This window comes from Aeromicrobium sp. REDSEA-S38_B2, assembly GCF_001628525.1.
GTDB classification, from domain to species: domain Bacteria; phylum Actinomycetota; class Actinomycetes; order Propionibacteriales; family Nocardioidaceae; genus Aeromicrobium; species Aeromicrobium erythreum.
Window position 1 is genome coordinate 1 of the sequence record NZ_LUNH01000008.1, and the last position, 17,946, is coordinate 17,946.

General features: G+C 73.4%; 17 protein-coding genes and 1 pseudogene. 8 read left to right on the forward strand and 10 right to left on the reverse strand.

Translation table 11 applies throughout. From position 1 onward, the window contains the following. Window positions 1-673, forward strand: a 673-nt coding sequence (locus tag A6Q81_RS01495; protein WP_286689275.1) for an endonuclease/exonuclease/phosphatase family protein, incomplete at its 5' end; no start/stop codon positions are given. On the opposite strand, the gene A6Q81_RS01500 is transcribed toward A6Q81_RS01495, so the two are convergent. Continuing rightward, window positions 663-1,643, reverse strand: a complete 981-nt coding sequence (locus A6Q81_RS01500; protein WP_286689276.1) for a hypothetical protein — start codon at window positions 1,641-1,643, stop codon at window positions 663-665. The genes A6Q81_RS01495 and A6Q81_RS01500 overlap by 11 nt on opposite strands. Before the next feature lie 212 nt (window positions 1,644-1,855). Continuing rightward, window positions 1,856-2,959 (reverse strand): annotated as a pseudogene (locus tag A6Q81_RS01505) (glycine--tRNA ligase); the annotation flags it as partial. A gap of 209 nt (window positions 2,960-3,168) precedes the next feature. Between A6Q81_RS01505 and A6Q81_RS01510 the strand changes: the two are divergent. From A6Q81_RS01510 to A6Q81_RS01535, 6 genes are read left to right on the forward strand one after another with little or no spacing between them, the layout of a single operon-like run. Further along, on the forward strand, window positions 3,169-4,200 hold the full coding sequence (locus A6Q81_RS01510) for a metal ABC transporter substrate-binding protein (RefSeq protein ID WP_286689277.1): 1,032 nt from the start codon (window positions 3,169-3,171) through the stop codon (window positions 4,198-4,200). After that, window positions 4,197-4,970: a metal ABC transporter ATP-binding protein gene (locus tag A6Q81_RS01515; RefSeq protein WP_286689278.1), complete on the forward strand. Its 774-nt coding sequence runs from the start codon at window positions 4,197-4,199 to the stop codon at window positions 4,968-4,970. Before A6Q81_RS01510 ends, A6Q81_RS01515 begins: the two co-directional genes overlap by 4 nt. Further along, complete coding sequence (locus A6Q81_RS01520; RefSeq protein ID WP_236749843.1) at window positions 4,967-5,806, forward strand: metal ABC transporter permease; 840 nt, start codon at window positions 4,967-4,969, stop codon at window positions 5,804-5,806. The genes A6Q81_RS01515 and A6Q81_RS01520 overlap by 4 nt, the downstream gene beginning before the upstream one ends. Window positions 5,807-5,814: 8 nt before the next feature. Beyond that, complete coding sequence (locus A6Q81_RS01525) at window positions 5,815-6,204, forward strand: Fur family transcriptional regulator (RefSeq protein WP_286689279.1); 390 nt, start codon at window positions 5,815-5,817, stop codon at window positions 6,202-6,204. Then, window positions 6,201-7,118 (forward strand): 3-methyladenine DNA glycosylase, encoded by a 918-nt coding sequence (locus tag A6Q81_RS01530; RefSeq protein ID WP_286689280.1) that lies wholly within the window; start codon window positions 6,201-6,203, stop codon window positions 7,116-7,118. Before A6Q81_RS01525 ends, A6Q81_RS01530 begins: the two co-directional genes overlap by 4 nt. 10 nt (window positions 7,119-7,128) lie before the next feature. Beyond that, a complete protein-coding gene (locus A6Q81_RS01535; RefSeq protein WP_286689281.1) occupies window positions 7,129-7,572 on the forward strand; it encodes a GNAT family N-acetyltransferase in 444 nt (147 codons plus the stop codon). 39 nt (window positions 7,573-7,611) lie between these two features. Here the strand turns inward: A6Q81_RS01535 and A6Q81_RS01540 are convergent, their stop codons facing one another. Together A6Q81_RS01540 and cimA are read right to left on the reverse strand one after the other, a co-directional pair. Beyond that, complete coding sequence (locus tag A6Q81_RS01540; protein ID WP_286689282.1) at window positions 7,612-8,373, reverse strand: hypothetical protein; 762 nt, start codon at window positions 8,371-8,373, stop codon at window positions 7,612-7,614. Next, window positions 8,370-9,947, reverse strand: coding sequence for a citramalate synthase (cimA, locus tag A6Q81_RS01545; protein WP_144433711.1), 1,578 nt, complete (start codon window positions 9,945-9,947; stop codon window positions 8,370-8,372). The genes A6Q81_RS01540 and cimA overlap by 4 nt, the downstream gene beginning before the upstream one ends. Before the next feature lie 41 nt (window positions 9,948-9,988). Between cimA and A6Q81_RS01550 the strand changes: the two genes are divergently transcribed. Continuing rightward, window positions 9,989-10,687 (forward strand): hypothetical protein, encoded by a 699-nt coding sequence (locus tag A6Q81_RS01550; RefSeq protein ID WP_067856522.1) that lies wholly within the window; start codon window positions 9,989-9,991, stop codon window positions 10,685-10,687. Here A6Q81_RS01550 and A6Q81_RS01555 read toward each other — a convergent pair. The 6 genes from A6Q81_RS01555 to A6Q81_RS01580 form a co-directional block, all read right to left on the reverse strand. Further along, complete coding sequence (locus A6Q81_RS01555; protein ID WP_083516324.1) at window positions 10,618-12,141, reverse strand: aspartate ammonia-lyase; 1,524 nt, start codon at window positions 12,139-12,141, stop codon at window positions 10,618-10,620. The two genes, A6Q81_RS01550 and A6Q81_RS01555, sit on opposite strands and share 70 nt — an antisense overlap. Window positions 12,142-12,276: 135 nt before the next feature. Beyond that, entirely contained in the window at window positions 12,277-13,497 is a 1,221-nt protein-coding gene (locus A6Q81_RS01560) for an MFS transporter (RefSeq protein ID WP_067856520.1), read from the reverse strand. Next, complete coding sequence (locus tag A6Q81_RS01565) at window positions 13,494-14,057, reverse strand: RBBP9/YdeN family alpha/beta hydrolase (RefSeq protein WP_067856517.1); 564 nt, start codon at window positions 14,055-14,057, stop codon at window positions 13,494-13,496. Before A6Q81_RS01565 ends, A6Q81_RS01560 begins: the two co-directional genes overlap by 4 nt. Before the next feature lie 10 nt (window positions 14,058-14,067). Then, window positions 14,068-16,311: an acyltransferase family protein gene (locus A6Q81_RS01570; protein ID WP_286689283.1), complete on the reverse strand. Its 2,244-nt coding sequence runs from the start codon at window positions 16,309-16,311 to the stop codon at window positions 14,068-14,070. After that, window positions 16,308-17,135, reverse strand: coding sequence for a sugar phosphate isomerase/epimerase family protein (locus A6Q81_RS01575; protein WP_286689284.1), 828 nt, complete (start codon window positions 17,133-17,135; stop codon window positions 16,308-16,310). The genes A6Q81_RS01570 and A6Q81_RS01575 overlap by 4 nt, the downstream gene beginning before the upstream one ends. Continuing rightward, complete coding sequence (locus tag A6Q81_RS01580) at window positions 17,132-17,851, reverse strand: hypothetical protein (RefSeq protein ID WP_286689285.1); 720 nt, start codon at window positions 17,849-17,851, stop codon at window positions 17,132-17,134. Before A6Q81_RS01580 ends, A6Q81_RS01575 begins: the two co-directional genes overlap by 4 nt. Between the last annotated feature and the right edge of the window lie 95 nt (window positions 17,852-17,946).

Genomic DNA, 17,946 nt, shown 5'->3' on the forward strand with positions numbered 1-17,946 from the left:
GGCGCAGGAGATGGCCGCGCTGCAGGTCGACGTCCTGCTGCTGCAGGAGGTCGACAAGAACCGCATCAACAGCGGCCGCGTCGACCAGGCCGCCTACCTCGCCGGTCAGCTGGGCATGGAGTACGCCTTCGCGACCAACGTGCTGCGCCCGAGCGACAGCCGCTACGGCACGGCCGTGCTGTCGGCGTACCCGATCCTCGAGAGCAGCAACACCCTGCTTCCCCGGCCACCCGGCACCCAGCAGCGCGGCCTGCTCCGTGTCGTGGTCGAGCCGCTGCCGGGCCAGCGGGTGAGCGTGTTCACCACGCACTTCGAGCACACCTCACAGGACGCGCGGCTGACCCAGGCGCGCACCGTGGCACGCATCCTGGCCGACGACCCGCACCGCGTCGTGCTGGGCGGCGACCTCAACGCACGCCCGGCCTCGGCGCCCATCACCACGCTGCGCGGCGTCGCGACCGACACCTGGGCGGCCGCGGGTCGCGGCGCCGGCCTGACCCACCCGTCGGCCAACCCGCGCAGCCGCATCGACTACCTCATGCACCGCGGCCAGCTGGGGGTCAACGTCGTCAGCACCCACCCCAGCAGGGTCTCCGACCACCGCGTGGTGCGTGCGTCCTACGACCTGACGCCGGGCATCCCCGACGAGATCGTGGTCCCGCTCATCTGTTGATGCCGGCGTCGACGCCGAGCAGACGTCGCACCCGGCCCCGCCAACCGCGGCGGGCGCGCTCGGCCGCCTCCGCGGCCGCACGGTCCTTGCGGGTCCGGTGGGTGGTGAGCTGGCGCGAGACCATGGTGGTGAGCGCGTCGACCGCGACCTGCGCGACCTGCTCCTCGCTCACCTCCTGCTCGTCGGGCGCGAAGGCCGAGTCTCGCGGCAGCAGGTCCTCCACGTCGCCGACCACGTCGTAGCCGCCGTCGCGGACGTGGTCGACGTAGCGCTGCGAGAGCTCCTCGCACCAGGCGCGTTCGCTCTCCGGCAGCAGGATCGGCCGACCCTCGGCGCCACCGAGGACCTTGACCGAGAAGCCGCGCTTGCCCACATCGCCGTAGACGTCGCGGCGCTTGAGGTCGTCGGGGATGCCGGCGTTGACCCGGCGCAGCACCTCGGCCTGCTCCAGCCGCAGGCCGCGGTTGGCCCGCCCCACCGAGGACTGGTCGAGGAGAGCGGGGTCGATGCCGAGCACCGAGCAGAAGCGCTCGAGCAGCAGCCCCTTGTCGGCGCCGGGCGGCGGCACCGTCACGACGTGGATGCGCTCGGCCGGCACGTGCCGGCTCCACTTCTCCAGGACCGCCGGCAGGTCCTTCTGCCACCAGATCGGAGCGGGCGTGCCCTGCGTCTTGTGCAGGCGCGCGAGGTAGTCGGGGAAGGTGATGGCGCGGCCGGACTGCAGGCCCTGCTGCCACACCGACGGGATCTGGCGGCCCAGGTCGCGAGCGGTGACGACCACGTGGACCTCGCGGTCCGAGCAGGCCGCGAGCAGCCGCTGGACCTGCGCGTCATCGGCCGGGGAGAAGGACTCCTCGGAGACCAGCGCCGCCCGACCCTGCGCGGCGTCGAGGTTGCCGGGCAGGTCGCGCAGCCCCTCGCGCGCCTGCGGCGGGTCGTGCGGGCGGAACCGGTCGCGCACGTCGAGCATCAGCCGAAGAGCCCCTGGAGGTACGACGTGCCGGTCTTCTGCAGACCGATGTGGAGGTAGAGCGGGCGGGTCACGCGCACACCCTAGGGGGCAGCGGTCTCCTCCGGCGCCGGCGCGTCCCCGCCCTCACCCTCGCCGGGCTCCCCACCGGGCTCCTCGGTCGGCTCCTCGGGCTCGGCAGAGGGGGGCGCGGCGTCGGCCTGGAAGGCGCGGACCTGCTTCTTGTACGCCTTCTTCTTGGTCTCCAGGCGCAGCACGGTGCGCTTGTCGACCCCGCCCTTGGTGTTGGGCGCCTCGTCCTCGGCGTAGGCGTCCACGAGGAAGGCCATCATCGAGCGGTTGACGCCGGCCGCGGGCTCGATGACGTACGGCGTGTACCGCTCGCCCGTGGCCTGGTCGAAGTAGGACAGATCCTTGCCCGAGTGCTTCGCGTGGGTGCTGAGGTCGTAGTCGGTGCGGTTGGCGATGCCCTCGAGCTCGCCCCACTCCGAGCCCTGGAACTGGAAGCGGTACTCGATGTCGACCGTGCGCTTGGAGTAGTGCGACAGCTTCTCCTGCGCGTGCTCGTAGAAGCGCAGGTTCTCGGGGGCGACGCCGAGGTCGGTGTACCAGGCCATCCGCGTGGCCAGCCACTCCTCGTGCCACTGCTCGTCGGTGCCCGGCGGGACGAAGAACTCCATCTCCATCTGCTCGAACTCGCGCGTGCGGAAGATGAAGTTGCCCGGCGTGATCTCGTTGCGGAAGCTCTTGCCGATCTGCGCGATGCCGAACGGCGGCTTCTTGCGCGACGTCGTCAGCACCTGCGCGAAGTTCACGAAGATGCCCTGCGCGGTCTCCGGACGGAGGTAGTGCAGGCCCTCCTCGCTGTCGACCGGACCCAGGTAGGTCTTCATGAGCCCGGAGAAGGCGCGGGGCTCGGTCCAGTGGCCGCGCTCGCCGGTGTCGGGGTCGGGGACCTCGTCCCAGCTCTCGGGCTCACGGCCGTGCTTGGCCTCGAACGCCTCCCACAGGTGGTCGGCGCGGTAGCGCTTGTGGGTCTTGGTCGACTCCACGAGGGGGTCGGTGAAGACGTCGACGTGGCCGGAGGCCTCCCAGACGGGGCGCGGCAGGATCACCGAGGAGTCGAGCCCGACGACGTCGTCGCGGCTCTGCACCATCGAGCGCCACCACTGACGCTTGATGTTCTCCTTCAGCTCGACGCCGAGCGGGCCGTAGTCCCAGGCCGAGCGCGTGCCGCCGTAGATCTCGCCGCACTGGTAGACGAACCCCCGTCGCTTGCACAGGGAGATGACGGTGTCGATCAGGCTGGTGGCCATGGTGGGGCGCTCCGTTTCCGGCTGGGTGTCGGCGGGTCGTGCGCACGTCCGTGGCCGTGCGCTCCCGATGGACGTCCAGCGTATCGATCGTGCGCGAGGCGTCCGACGGCGGTGCGACCCCCATGGTGGTGCCAGCGCGACGCGGGTGTGACGCGTCCGTCAGGCGAGGGATTTGACAACGGTTCCCGCTCGTCTTGACAATCGTTCTCATGGCTCTTCGTCGCACCCGCTCCGCCGTCCTGCTCGCCTCCTGCGCCCTGGTCCTCGCGGCCTGCGGCAGCGGCGGCTCCTCCGACGGCGGCTCGGACGGCAGGCTGTCGGTCGTCACGTCGTTCTACCCGCTGCAGTACGTGACCGAGCGCATCGCCGGCGACCACGCCGACGTCACGAACCTGACGAAGCCCGGCGGCGAGCCGCACGACCTCGAGCTCAGCCCGAAGCAGGTCGCGTCGGTGCAGGACGCCGACCTCGTGGTCTACCAGGACGAGTTCCAGACCGCCGTCGACGAGGCCGTCAAGGAGGCCGACCGCGAGCCCGGCACCACGGTCGACGCCGCCGACGGCGTCGACCGCATCGAGGAGTCCGAGGAGGCGCACGCCGAGGGCGAGGAGGAGGGCCACGACGACCATGCGCACGGCGACGAGGAGCACGCCGACGAGGAGGGCCACGCGGAGGAGGAGGGCCACGACCACGGGCACGACCACGGGCACGACCACGGCGGCGTCGACCCGCACCTCTGGCTCGCCCCGACGAACCTCGAGCCGCTGACCGAGCACGTGCGCGACGCCCTCGTGAAGCTCGACCCCGACCACGCCGACGAGTACGAGGCGAACGCCGCGGCCCTCGTCGCCGACCTCCAGAAGCTCGACGGCGAGTACCGGGCCGGGCTCAAGACCTGCAAGGTCCGCGACATCGTCACCAGCCACGCCGCGTTCGCCTACCTCGCCCGCGCCTACGACCTCGTGCAGATCCCCATCGCCGGCATCGACCCCAGCACCGAGCCGTCGGCCGCCCAGCTCGCCGAGATCTCCGACCTCGTGAAGCGCGACGGCATCACGACGGTCTTCACCGAGACCCTCGTCAGCCCCGCGGTCGCCCGCACGGTGGCGCGCGAGGCCGGGGTGCGGACGGCTACGCTCGACCCGATCGAGGGACTCACGAAGGACACGTCCGACGAGGACTACCTCTCGATCATGCGCTCCAACCTCGCCGAGCTCCAGAAGGCCAACAGCTGCTCATGACGCACCCCCCACTCGTCCTGCGTGACGTCGAGGTCACGCTGGGCGGTGACCCGGTGCTGCGCGGCGTCGACCTCACGGTCGAGCGGGGCGAGTTCGTGACCCTGCTCGGCTCGAACGGATCCGGGAAGTCGACGATGGTGCGCGCGGCCGTCGGGCTCGTGCCCTCGACCGGCACGGTCGAGCTCTTCGGCGAGCCGCTCGCGCGGTTCCGCAGCTGGCGACGGGTCGGCTACGTGCCGCAGCGGTCGGCCGCCTCGACCGGCGTGCCCGCCACGGTGCGCGAGGTCGTCTCGAGCGGTCGCCTGTCGCTGCGCCCGCGCGTGGGGCTGCCGCGCCGGTCCGACCGCGAGGCGGTCGTCACCGCCCTGGAGAGCGTCGGCCTCGCCCACCGCGCGTCGTCGCCGCTCGTCGAGCTCTCCGGTGGCCAGCAGCAGCGTGTCGCCATCGCGCGGGCACTCGCCGGCGAGCCCGAGCTGCTCGTCATGGACGAGCCCACCGCCGGGGTCGACGCCCACCACACCGAGGACCTCGCCGACCTGCTCAGCCACCTCGCCACCGAGGGCATGACCGTGCTGCTCGTCGCGCACGAGCTCGGCCCGATGCTCCCGCTCGTGGACCGCGCCGTCGTCCTCGACCAGGGTCGCGTGGTGCACGACGGCCCGGTCGACGACCACGTCGCCGACGTCCACCAGCAGCACCACGGCGACGCCCACCCGCACACGGCCGACCCCGACCGCGTGCGTCCCCTGCCCGAGGAGGGGGTCTGGTGAGCCTCGACCTGCTCGACTACGAGTTCATGCGGCTCGCCCTCGTGGCCGCGTTCTTCACCGGTCTCGCCGCACCGGCGATCGGCACGTTCATGGTCCAGCGCCGTCTCGCGCTGCTGGGCGACGGCCTCGGCCACGTCGCCCTGACCGGCGTCGCGCTGGGGCTGCTCACGGGGACGGCGCCGGTGCTCACCGCACTCGTCGTCGCCGTCCTCGGCGCGGTCGTCATCGAGGTGCTGCGCACCTACACGCGCACCAGCGGCGACGTCGCGCTCGCGATGCTGTTCTACGGCGGCATCGCCGCGGGCGTCCTGCTGATCGGCCTCGCCGGCGAGAGCGGCGCGACCCTCAACCGCTACCTCTTCGGATCCATCACGACCGTCACCGACACCGACGTCGTCGTCGTGAGCGTGCTCGGCGTCGTCGTCGTCGGCCTGTGCCTGCTGCTCTCGCCCCAGCTGTTCGCCGTCTGCCAGGACGAGGAGCACGCCAAGGTCAGCGGCGTGCCGACACGCCTGTACGGCCTGCTGATCGCCGTCATGGCGGCCGCGACCATCACGGTCGCGATGCGCACCGTCGGGCTGCTGCTGGTGTCCGCGCTCATGGTCGTGCCCGTGGCGGCCGCACAGCAGGTCGCGCGCAGCTTCCGGCTCACGCACCTGCTGGCGATGGCCATCGGGCTGCTCACCGCGGTGCTCGGCGTCGTCACCAGCTTCGAGGCCAACACGGCACCAGGCCCCACGATCGTCATGCTCGCACTGGGCACCTTCGTGCTGACCACGCTGCTGCGTGGTGTCACCGTGGGCCTGCGTCGTCGACGGTCGGTACGCTCCTCCTGAGGAGGACCATGGTTGACATCCGCAACACCCGACAGCGGCGCGCCGTGAGCGCGGTGCTCGACGAGCTCGAAGGCTTCGCCAGCGCCCAGCAGATCCATGGCGTGCTGGGCCAGCGGGGCGAGAAGGTCGGCCTGTCGACCGTCTACCGCAACCTGCAGGCGCTCGTCGACGCCGAGCAGGTCGACGCGCTGCGCGGCAACGACGGCGAGGTGCTGTACCGGCGCTGCGAGGCCGGCGAGCACCACCACCATCTCGTCTGCCGCTCCTGCGGGCGCGCCGTCGAGGTCGCGGGCCCGGCGGTCGAGTCGTGGGCCACGAAGGTGGCGACCGAGAACGGCTTCACCGACGTCGAGCACACGCTGGAGATCTTCGGCACCTGCGCCGACTGCGCCGCGTGAGCACCTCCCCGACCCTCGTGCGGCAGGTGCTGGACCGCGACGTCTGGGAGCCGCGCGCCGCAGCCCACCGCGAGCGTGCCCGCACCTGGACCGCGCCACACCTGCTCCGCCGCGAGCGGCACGAGCCGCACCCCGTCGTCGACTTCCTCTTCGAGTACTACAACCTCTCCCCCGCCCAGCTCGAGCGCTGGCACCCCGGCCTCGACGTCGGGCTCGCCGACGCGCCGGAGCACGCCGCCCTCGGCGCCTACGTGACGCGTGACGGCGTCAGCACGGTCGACCCCAGGCGGCTCGCCTCCCGCGTGCGCGGCCTGCGGTGGACCAGGTCGCTGCTGACCGCCACGCTCGACCGCCCGGCCCGCTACGGCTGCTTCGGCCTGCACGAGTGGGCCATGGTCTACCGCTCCGAGCAGCCCCGCCACGACCTGCCGCTCCGGCTCGGCCGCAGCGGCACCGACGCCGTCGTCGAGGCCCACCCGCTCACCTGCACGCACGTCGACGCGTTCCGCTTCTTCACCCCGGCGGCCGAGCCGCGCAACGCCTGGCAGCTCGGCCGGGAGCACCAGCTCGCGCACGAGCAGCCGGGCTGCCTGCACGCCAACATGGACCTCTACCGGATCGCCTTCCGGCTGCTGCCGTTCGTCGAGTCGACGGTGGTGCTCGACGCGTTCGAGCTGGCGCTGGAGATCCGCACCGTCGACATGCAGGCCTCGCCCTACGACGTCGGCTCCTACGGCCTCGACCCGATCCCGGTCGAGGTCGCCGACGGTCGGGCCGAGTACGTGCGCCGCCAGCGCGACCTCGCGGCCCGGGCGGAACCGCTGCGGCGTGCGCTGCTGGCGCACGTCGACCGTCTGCTCGCCCACCCGGCCGCCCACGCGCCCGAGCAGCCCGACGCTCGAGACGGCCAGTAGATTGACCGACGTGGACGACGACCTGCACGTGCGCTCCGGCGACGAGCTCACCGCCGCCGAGGTGTACGACATCTGGCGGATCCGCGACGTCGTCTTCGCCGTCGAGCAGCAGTGCGACGAGCCCGACGTCGACGGCATCGACCTCCTTCCGACCTGCCACCACCTGTGGTTCGCCGACGCCGACGGACCGACCAGCTATCTGCGCACCTTCACCACCGAGTCCGGCGTGCGCAAGGTCGGGCGGGTGGCCACGCGCCAGGACCAGCGCGGCCGCGGGCTGTCGAGCCGGCTCCTGCGGGCCGTCCTGGAGCGCTGGGGCGACGCCGAGGTCCGGCTCGGCGCGCAGGCGTACCTGCACGACTGGTACGCCGGCTTCGGCTTCGAGCGGTGCGGCGAGAACTTCTGGGAGGCGGGCATCGAGCACGTGCCGATGCGGCGACTCCCCCGCGCCTGACGCCCGCCCCGGGCCGCACACAGCATCAGCGCACCAGGATCAGCGCCCGACGCCGTCGCCGGCCAGCACGTTGTCGAGCGCCTCGCGTAGGTCGGCGCGCGTGCGCTCCTCGTACTGCGTCACCGCCGTGCGCGCGGCCGCGTACTCCTCGGCGTACTGGAAGCTGCCGCTCTGACCGGCGTCGAGCCGCGCCGCCAAGGCCTCGGCCTCGGTGATCACGTGGGTGAGCGCGCGCCGCACCGCGTCGCGCACCGGGGCGGCGTCACGGGGTGCCTCGACGGCCTCGAAGCTCGCCAGGGTGGTGCGCATGGGTGGCAGCAGCTGGGCCCGCAGCGGCGCGCCGCTCGTGACGAACGTGCCGGGCGCGAGCGCGTTCGGGTCGACCTCGAGCGCCCGACGCGCGGCGACCAGGTAGCGCTGCGCGGCCCGGGTGTCGACGACGACGTCGTCGAGGCGGTCCATCGCCTCGGTGACGACGGACTGCTCACGACGGGCGGCGCCGTAGTCCGGGGAGGCCGCTGCGCCGCGCTGCGACGTCGCGCCGAGCGTCGGCACGTCGTCGCGGTGCCGTGCCAGCACCCGGGCCACGGCGTCGGGGTCCGTCGCGTCGGCGGCCTCGAGCTCACGCACGACCACCTCGCGGTAGTGCGAGAGACGTTCCTGGTAGCGCAGCGCCACGGCGTCGGCACGGTCGACGTCGACCTGTCGCGCGCGGGCGTCGACGACCAGCGCTGCACCGAGCCCGAGGCCCAGGAGCAGGGTGGGCGCGAGGACCAGCGCGAGGAGTCGACGTCGGGTCACGCGGTGCCGACCGGGACCCCGTGCCGCCGCAGCCCGTAGGTGAGCGCGTCGACGAGCGCCTCCCACGAGGCCTCGATCATGTTCGGGCCCACCCCGACCGTGACCCACGCGTCCTTGCCGTCGGAGGTCTCGATGAGCACGCGCGTGACGGCGTCGGTGCCGTGGCCCTGGTCGAGGATGCGCACCCGGAAGTCGATGAGGTGGAACCGCGCCACGTCGGGGTACAGCTGCTCGATCGCCTGGCGGAGGGCGTGGTCGAGGGCGTTGACGGGGCCGTTGCCCTCGCCGATGACCGCGAGCCGCTGACCGGCGGCGCGCAGCTTGACGGTGGCCTCCGTGCCGCGCGAGGACTCGGCCAGCACGCGCCACGACTCGACGTCGAAGTACGAGGGTCGGGCACCCTCCATCTCCTCGGCGAGCAGCAGCTCGAACGACGCGTCGGCCGCCTCGAAGGTGTAGCCCTGCTGCTCCATGGCCTTGACGCGCTCGGTGATGCGCCCGAGCCGCTCGGCGTCGTCGCCCACGTCGTAGCCGAGCTCGCGACCCTTCAGCTCGATGGTGGCCCGACCGGCCATCTCCGAGACGAGCAGGCGCATGTCGTTGCCCACGAGCGCAGGGTCGATGTGCTGGTACAGGTCGGGGTCGACGCGGATCGCGCTGGCGTGCAGGCCGGCCTTGTGCGCGAACGACGACACGCCGGTGTACGGCTGGCGCGCGGAGGGTGGGTAGTTGGTGATCTCCGAGACGGCGTGCGCAATGCGCGTGGCCTCGGCCAGCGCCCCCTCCGGCAGCACCTGCATGCCGAGCTTGAGCTCGAGGTTGGCGACGGACGTCACGAGGTCGGCGTTGCCCGTGCGCTCGCCGTAGCCGTTCAGGCAGCCCTGCAGGTGCGTGGCCCCGGCGCGCACCGCGGCCATCGAGTTCGCGACGGCGCAGCCCGTGTCGTTGTGCGCGTGGATGCCGAGCCGCGCCCCGACGGACAGCGTGTCGGCCACGACCTCCTCGACCTGGTGCGGCAGCATGCCGCCGTTGGTGTCGCACAGCACGACGACGTCGGCGCCGGCCTCGGCGGCGGTCCGCACGACCTCCAGCGCGTACGCGCGGTTCGCGACGTAGCCGTCGAAGAAGTGCTCGCAGTCGACGAAGACGCGCTGCCCCTCGGCCCGGAGGTGCTCGACCGTGTCGCGCACCATCGCCAGGTTCTCCTCCAGCGTGGTGCGCAATGCCAGCTCGACGTGCCGGTCGTGGCTCTTCGCGACGAGCGTGACCACCGGCGCGCCGGACTCGCGCAGCGCCGCGACGAGCGGGTCGTCGGCGGCCCGCAGCCCGGCCCGACGGGTCGCGCCGAAGGCGGCCAGGGTCGCGGTCCGCAGCTCCAGCTCCTTGGCGGCGAGTGCGAAGAACTCGGTGTCCTTCGGGTTCGATCCCGGCCAGCCGCCCTCGATGAACCCGACGCCGAGGTCGTCGAGGTGGCGCGCCACGTGCAGCTTGTCCTGCACGGAGAGGTTGAGTCCCTCCTGCTGGGCACCGTCGCGCATCGTGGTGTCGTAGACGTGGAAGGCGTCGCTGGTCACGCGCGCCAGTCTACGCAGCGGCCCGCCTAGGATGGGCCCACATGAGCACCCGACCCGTCCCGGTCCCCGCCACGTGCGAGTCGCTGTACGCCGTCATGACGGCCGAGCCGCTCGAGCACGAGGACCACGTGCCCCTGCCCCACGCCGCGCTGCTGCGCGCGCACGGCACGTCGCCGCAGGGCCTGGAGCGACTGGAGGCCCGGCCCCACCAGCTGGTGCTGCAGAGCCAGGCGCCTGTGGCGGAGGCGGCCGCCGCTGCGCGCGACACCCGCGTGCAGGCGCTCGAGCTGGCAGCCCGCCACGACGGGGTCGTCGTCGAGCTGCTCACGCCCCGCGTCCTGGAGCTGACGAGCGAGGACGTCTCGCTCGCGCACGCCGCCCAGTGGTACGTGCTCGACCACGCGGCCCTGCTCGACGGCGACCTCGTGACCGACGGACTCGCCCAGTTCGGCCTCCCCGACGTGCGGGTGCGGGCCGTCGGGTCCGACGACGTCGTGCGGGCCATGAGCAGCGCCGTGCTCGCCGGCGTCGTGCACCGGCTGATCGCCGAGTGGCCCGAGCACGACCCGGTCGGCGAGGCCACCGTGACCCTGCGCGACATCGCCTACGGCCTGGGCGACGTGCAGGCCTCCGTCACCCCGCACGACCGCGGGGTGCGGATCTCGATCGACTACGTGGCCGACGACCACGTGCTGGCGGTCGAGCTGCTGGACGACCCCGCCACGACGCTGTTCGCCTGAACGTCGGCCTCGGGGCCACGTCGGGGCGTCAGGTTCGCGAGCACCTCGGGCTGCAGGATCGCGCGCAGCTGCTCCGGCGGCAGCAGCTGCTTCTCGAGCACGAGCTCGGCCACCCCGCGTCCGGTCGCCAGGGCCTCCATCGCGACCTCGGTCGCCGCCGTGTAGCCGATGAACGGGTTGAGGGCGGTGACCAGGCCGATGGAGTTCTCGACCTCCTGGCGCAGCAGCGCCTCGTTGGCGGTGATGCCGTCGACGCAGCGGCGCGCGAGCACGAGCATCGCCTCGCGCAGCCGGTAGAGGCCGGCGGACAGCGAGTAGCAGATGACGGGCTCGAAGGCGTTGAGCTGCAGCTGACCGCCCTCGGCGGCCATCGTGACGGTGACGTCCATCCCGATCACCTGGAACGCGACCTGGTTGACCACCTCCGGGATGACCGGGTTGACCTTGCCGGGCATGATGCTCGACCCTGCCTGCACCGCGGGCAGGTTGATCTCGTTCAGGCCCGCGCGGGGGCCCGACGACAGCAGGCGCAGGTCGTTGCAGATCTTGCTGGTCTTCGTCGCGACCCGCTTGAGCGTGCCGGAGAGCTGCACGAACGCGCCGCAGTCCTGCGTGGCCTCGATGAGGTCGACCGCGCTGACCAGCGGCAGTCCCGTGAGCCGGGCGAGGTGCTGCGCCGCGGCGGGCACGTAGCCGGCCGGCGCGTTCAGCTGCGTGCCGATGGCGGTCGCGCCGAGGTTGATCTCGTGCAGCATCGCGACGGCCTCGGTGAGCCTGCTGTGGTCCTCCCCCAGCATGACGGCGTACGTACCGAACTCCTGCCCGAGCGTCATCGGGACGGCGTCCTGCAGCTGCGTACGACCCATCTTGAGGACGTCGCGGAACTCCTCGGCCTTGCGGACGAAGGAGTCCTGCAGCACCACCATCGCGTCGAGCAGCGCGTGGGTGGCCAGGATGATCGCGATCTTCACCGCCGTCGGGTAGACGTCGTTGGTCGACTGGCTGAGGTTGACGTGCTCGTTCGGGTGCAGGAAGCCGTAGTCGCCGCGCGGGCGGCCCAGGATCTCCAGCGCCCGGTTGGCGATCACCTCGTTCGCGTTCATGTTCGTCGACGTGCCCGCCCCGCCCTGCATCACGTCGACGACGAACTCGCCGCGCAGGGAGCCGGCCCGGATCTCCTCGCAGGCCTGCTCGATGGCGCGGAAGCGCTGCGTGTCGAGCAGCCCGAGCTCGTGGTTCGTGGTCGCCGCCGCCTGCTTGACCGCGGCGAGCGCCTCCACCAGGAAGGGGCTCTGCCCGATCGGGATGCCCGTGATCGGGAAGTTCTCGGTCGCGCGCAGCGTGTGGACACCCCAGTACGCGTCGGCCGGGACGTCGCGGTCGCCGATCAGGTCGTGCTCGCGTCGCGTCGCGGTGGTCGGGGCGGCGCCGTCGGGGCCGGTCGAGAGGGTCATGGCTTCCTTCCGTCACGCGCGGGCCCAGGGTGTGGCCCGTCGGCGTTCCTGTGGGTGGTCGGCGCGCGAGATCACCGGGCGCGTGACCGTGGTCACATCCATCTCACCACATCACGACGGGCCGGTGCGGCACGGTCAGGCGCGCGTCCCGACGGTCGTCCTCGGGGCGTAGACGTCGCGCCGCAGGAGGGTCAGGGCGAGGGCGACGGCGCACGCCGACGCCGACACGACGGGCAGCACCTCGACGTCGATCCCGACGAGCAGCGCACCGAGTCCCGACCCGGTGGCGATCCCCACCTGGAAGCAGGTCACGTAGACCGCCGACGCGGTGTCGACCCGGTCACCGGCGAGGCGCATGACGCCGGCCTGGTAGCAGGGGCCGATGGCGGCGAAGGCAGCTCCCCACACCGCCACGGCCGCGAAGAGCACCAGACCCACCAGCACGGAGGAGCCGGCGCCGAGGCCGAGGGCGGCGGCCAGGCCCGCGGTCCCCACGAGCATGGCCGCAACCGCGGTCACGGTGGTGCCCACCGGACGGACGTCGAGCACCCGGCCGACGACCAGCGTCGCCGCCGCTCCGGCCACGCCGAACCCGGCGAGCAGCAGGGGCACGTCGACGCCGTCCAGGGCCCGGCGCGCGATCGGCGCGACGTACGTGAACGACGTGAAGTGGGCCGACACGACCACGACGGCGAGGGCGTAGAGCACCACCAACGGTCCGGCGGCCGGACCGAGCAGACGGCCCAGCCCGCGCTCGCTCCCCGCCTGGTCGAGCGGGTCGGCGGCCACCGAAGGGGCCGGTGTCGACGGCTCGGCCGGCAGCGTCAGGACGAGGCCCACGAGCGTGAGTGCCACGAGCGCGGCGAGACCGCCGGCCGCCACGCGCCAGTCCGTGGCCTCCCCCACGAACGTGGCCAGGGGCGAGCCGACGACCGAGGCCGCCGTCGCGCCACCGAACACCGCGGCCGTCGCCATGCCCGCACGCTCGCGCGGCACGAGCGACGCCGCGGCCGGGGCCACGAGCGACCAGAGGATGCCGTGGGTCAGCGCCGCGAGCACCCGACTCAGCACCATCGCCGCGTAGCTGGTCGCGACGGTCGCCACGACGGCGGCGACGAGCAGCACGGCCAGGGCGCCCTGGACCGCCCGGGCCCGGGGCCACCTCGCCACCAGGCGGACGCCCGGGATGGTGCACAGCCCCGCCACGACCGCGTACCCGCTGACGAGCAGCCCGACCCGCCCTTGGGAGACGTCGAGGTCCTCCGCGATGTCGCCGATCAGGCCCACGGGGAGCAGCTCGAAGGTGACGTAGACGAACGTCGCCACGCCGAGCAGGCCGAGCCGCAGCGCGGTCACCGCGTGAGGTCCTCGACGGCCTCCAGGACCTCGGCCAGCTCCGTGAAGCCCTCGTCGGCGAGGAAGTGACCGCCGCCCGGGACCTCGCGGGTGCGCGCGCCGAGCTGTGCGGCCAGCGCCTTCGACGCCTCGGGAGGGACGATCGAGTCGTCGTCGGAGTAGATGCCGACGCGCGCGTCGACCGCCTCGCAGACCCGCGCGACGTCCGCCGGGTCGAGCGGCTCGGCGAGGTAGTCGTCGAGCTCGGGGACCGCGGCGATCGGCCCCTGGAAACCCGAGACGGCGACGAGGCCCCGCAGGCGCCAGGGCGCGGGGCGCGCGGCGAGCCAGCGCAGCACGGTGACCGTGCCGAGGCTGTGGGTCACGAGCAGCGTCTCCTCGTCGACGTCGCCGACGCGCTCGTCGAGGGTGCGCTCCCACGCGTCGCGCGACGGGTTCGTGGAGTCGGGCATGGGCACGACCTCCACGACGTGGCCCTCGGCGCGCAGCTTCTCGGCGAGCCAGGGGAACCAGTGGTCGTGCGGGGCGGCGGAGTAGCCGTGGACGACGTAGATCTTCATGAGGTCCTCCTCAGGACAGGTCGGTGGTGGGGTGGGCCATGAAGTCGAGCAGCACCTTGGGCCTCACCCGCAGGGGGTCGGCCAGGCGTTCGTAGGCGGACCGCACGTCCTCCAGCGGTACCACCCGGTCGACCATCGCGTCGAGGTCGACGTGCCCGGCGACCACCAGGTCGACGAGCTCCTCCCAGTGCCCGACGCCGGACAGGACGCCGACGACGCTCAGGTCACGGACGACGAGGTCGGCGACCGGGACGCCGTCGACGGCGTGGTGCGGGGTGCCGAGCTGCGCCACCCGACCGCCGGACGCGGCCAGCCCGATGGCCGACACCAGCCCCACGGTCGAGCCCGAGGCCTCGACGACGACGTCGAAGGACTCGCCGTGCGACCCGTCCGGGCGCTCGACGGCGACGAGCCCGAGGCTGGCCGCGAGCTCGCGCGCCTCCTTGCGCGGCTCGACGACGAGCACGTCGGCGCCTCGTGCGCGGGCGGCCTGGGCGGCCACGAGACCCAGGGTCCCCGCGCCGACGACAGCCACCCGGTCGACCGCGCGGACGTCGACGCGGTGCATCGCGTGGACGGCGGCGGACGCCGGCTCCAGCAGCGCCGCCGAGGTGTCCGAGAGCGCGTCGGGCACGGCCACCACGGTCGAGACCGGCACGACGACGAGGTCCGCCGCGGCACCAGGGCCGTCTCCGAGCACGCCGATCTCGCGGCGCTCGGGGCAGTGCGTGATCCGTCGCGCCGCGCAGTGCTCGCAGCGCCCGCAGGCCCTGATGTTGTGCCCGGCGACGCGGCGTCCGACCCAGGCGTCGTCCACGTCCGCGCCGACGGCGACGACCTCGCCGGTCCACTCGTGGCCGGGTACGAAGGGATACGAGGCGAGCCCGTCGTGCAGGTAGGAGCTGCTGCCGTCGTAGAAGCCCAGGTCGGTGCCGCACAGGCCCAGCAGGCGCACCCGCACCAGGAGGTCGCCCTGCCCCGGCACCGGGGCGGGGCGCTGCACGAGCGCCACCTCCCGCGGTCCCGGGAGCAGGACGCTGCGGACGGACGTCGGTCCGATCGGCTCGCCCGACGCCCGCACGGCCGGCGACTCGATGCTGCGGCGAGGACGCAGGCCGCGCACGGTCCGGCCGCCGTAGGCGCGGACCAGGGGCATCTCGACCCAGTGGTACAGCGCTCCGGCGCCGAGGACCGTGAGCGCGACCGCACCCAGCAGGTACGCGACCGCTGCCGCGACGGAGTCGGTGGGTCCGTGCAGCACGTGCACGTCCAGCGCGTCGAGGACGATGAAGTGCAGCAGGTAGAACGCGAAGGAGACCTCACCGAGCCAGCGCAGCGGCCTGGCACGCCACACCGAGGGTCGACCGGCCAGGTCGCGCTGGGCGGCCGCGGCGATGATCAGCGCGCAGGGCACGACCAGCACGGCGCGCTGCGCGAGCAGGACGGGCGCGGACAGCGCGAGCACGTAGGCCCCGGCCAGGGCGGCGAAGGACCAGCGCAGGGACAGCCGCGGGAGCGCGTCGCCACGCACCAGCACCGCGAGCGCCATGCCCACGCCGAAGTCGGGGAGTCGGGTCAGCGGCAGCACGTAGGCGAACCAGTACTGCAGGCCCGAGACGTCGGGCTCGTTCGAGAGCCGCTGGCTCCCCTCCGGCAGGAGGGTCGCCACGAGCGGCACGGCCACGACGGCCAGCACCGACACGGCGAGCACGGTGGCGGCCCGTCGGGTCCCCCGGCCGACCACCAGGCCGACGAGGAGGGGGAAGGTGAGGTAGAAGAAGGCCTCCGTCGCGAGCGACCAGCCCGGCGCCAGCACGGAGAAGTTGAGCGGGTAGTCGGGCGGCCAGACCTGCGTCATGGTCAGGTAGGACGCCAGGTCGCGCCACGGCACCGACCCCGCGTGCATCACCAGCACGGCGAGCAGCGCGGTGACGTAGTACAGCGGCAGGATCTTGACGAACCGTCGGCGGTAGAACGACGCGGGACGGTCACCGGCGCTCGCCGACCACGTCAGGACGAAGCCGCTGAGCAGGAAGAAGAACGTGACGCCGAGGCCGCCCGCCTGGGAGAGCCAGTGGTAGTAGCCCTCCTGGACCCCGCGGTCGGCGAACAACGGCAGCTCGGGCAGCGCGCTGTGGAACAGCAACACGGCGAGCGCCGCGGGGAAGCGCAGTCCGGTGAGCGAGTCCAGGCGGACTCCTGGGCGCGGACGCTCCTGGGCGGCTCGGGCGTCGAGCAGGGCGGTGGCGGTCATCGTGACGCTCCTTGGGTCGGGCGGGTGCGCCGGAGGGTCGGCGGGTCGAGGGTCGCTCCGGCGAGAGAGTGCCGGCGGGCGGCGGCGCGGTCGTAGGCGGCGGCGACGTCGGCGGCCAGCAGGTCGGGGCGACCGCGATAGTCGTTCTCGAGCAGGACGTCACCGTCGCCGACCTGCGCGAGGATCGTGCGGGTGCGGGCCGCGACCTCGTCGGCTCGCACGTCCGTCGGTACCTTCACGTGGACCGAGGGCGCCAGCACGCCGTGCGCGCGGCAGGTGTCGACGAAGGCGAACGGGTCGCGGCCGGCGTCGAGCAGGTTGCCGGTGTCGGCGACCACGCGGACGGTCGACGCGCCGGTGGCCGAGACCAGCGCGACGGCATCGGCGGCGTCGAGCGTCGACTCGGTCAGCACGAGCAGGTCGGCCCCGCCCTCGCCCGCGCAGCGCGCCAGCACCTCCGCCGTCGCGTCGCGCGACGGCGCGTCGACGATCGCGCTCGCCCGGAAGCTGGGCACGTGGACCGCAGAGACCCCGTGGCGGCGGGCGAGCCCGACCGTGGCGAGCAACAGGTCGAGGCACTCCGGCGTCGGACGCCCGTCGCGGTGCAGACCGAGGTCGTTCGCGCGGTTGACCGCGAGGGCGTCGACGACGACGCCCAGACGGCACAGCTCGGCGAGCACCGCGTCGTCGAGGATCGGACCGCGACCGGGCCCGCCGACGTCGAGCTGCACGTGCCGGGTCCCCGCCGCGAGCACGCCGACCACGGCCTCCCGGTGGTCGGGGGCGACCCGCCACTGGGCCACGGCCACGACGCCCGCGCTCACCGCGAGATCCTCATTGCGAGCTTCAGGACGTCGAGCGTCACGTGGTGCGTCACAAGGTCGGCCCAGGCCGTCGGGTCGCCGGACACCACGTGGGCCGCCCGCTGGAGCGTGGCCGGGGCGACGCCGCGGTGGCCCACGAAGGTCACCGGTGCCGCGCCTCGGCGGCCCACCGTGCGAGCGACCGGCACGACGGGACGCCCGGCGCGGTTGCGCGCTCGCAGCGCAGCGAGGTCGACGACGTCCTCGACGCCGTTCCAGCGCACCGGCCCGGCGGGCAGGCCCGCGTGCAGGTCGATCGTCAGAGCAGCGCGGCACAGTCCCACCAGCGCAGCCACGGCCTGGAGCGATGCCGTGCGCGGGGTGGCGACGACGGCGGTCACGGGACCTGTGAGCCCGACCAGGACGGCCGGGAGGTCCTGGTCGTCCGCGGCGAGGGCCAGCGTGCCCGGCTCCGGCAGGAGCGGCGGCTCGCCGGGGCGGTGCACGTGGAGGACCCGCAGGTCGGGACGGCGGTGCCGCCACCACCGCACAGCCAGGCGGCCGACCACCCCGCCACCCCAGACCACGAGCGTCGACGGTGCGCCGGCGGCCACGTCGGTCGCGACCCGGTACCCCTCCAGCACGGACGACAGCGGCTCGGCGAGCGCGGCCACGACGGCCGCGTCGTGGTCGGGGCCGGCCGGTGTGGCGGGCCCGGGGCCGGGTGCCCGCACCACGAGCGACCTCCGGGGCCAGCAGCAGCTCACCCGGTCCGGGCGTGGGGGTCGGAAGGCTGTGCAGCCGCAGGCCGGCGGGCGTGCGGACGAGGGCG

Coding starts and splice junctions, on each gene's coding strand:
- A6Q81_RS01500 (WP_286689276.1), bottom strand. CDS start 1,643: ATGCTCGACGTGCGCGACCGGTTCCGCCCGCACGACCCGCCGCAGGCG.
- A6Q81_RS01510 (WP_286689277.1), top strand. CDS start 3,169: ATGGCTCTTCGTCGCACCCGCTCCGCCGTCCTGCTCGCCTCCTGCGCC.
- A6Q81_RS01515 (WP_286689278.1), top strand. CDS start 4,197: ATGACGCACCCCCCACTCGTCCTGCGTGACGTCGAGGTCACGCTGGGC.
- A6Q81_RS01525 (WP_286689279.1), top strand. CDS start 5,815: ATGGTTGACATCCGCAACACCCGACAGCGGCGCGCCGTGAGCGCGGTG.
- A6Q81_RS01550 (WP_067856522.1), top strand. CDS start 9,989: ATGAGCACCCGACCCGTCCCGGTCCCCGCCACGTGCGAGTCGCTGTAC.
- A6Q81_RS01555 (WP_083516324.1), bottom strand. CDS start 12,141: ATGACCCTCTCGACCGGCCCCGACGGCGCCGCCCCGACCACCGCGACG.
- A6Q81_RS01565 (WP_067856517.1), bottom strand. CDS start 14,057: ATGAAGATCTACGTCGTCCACGGCTACTCCGCCGCCCCGCACGACCAC.
- A6Q81_RS01570 (WP_286689283.1), bottom strand. CDS start 16,311: ATGACCGCCACCGCCCTGCTCGACGCCCGAGCCGCCCAGGAGCGTCCG.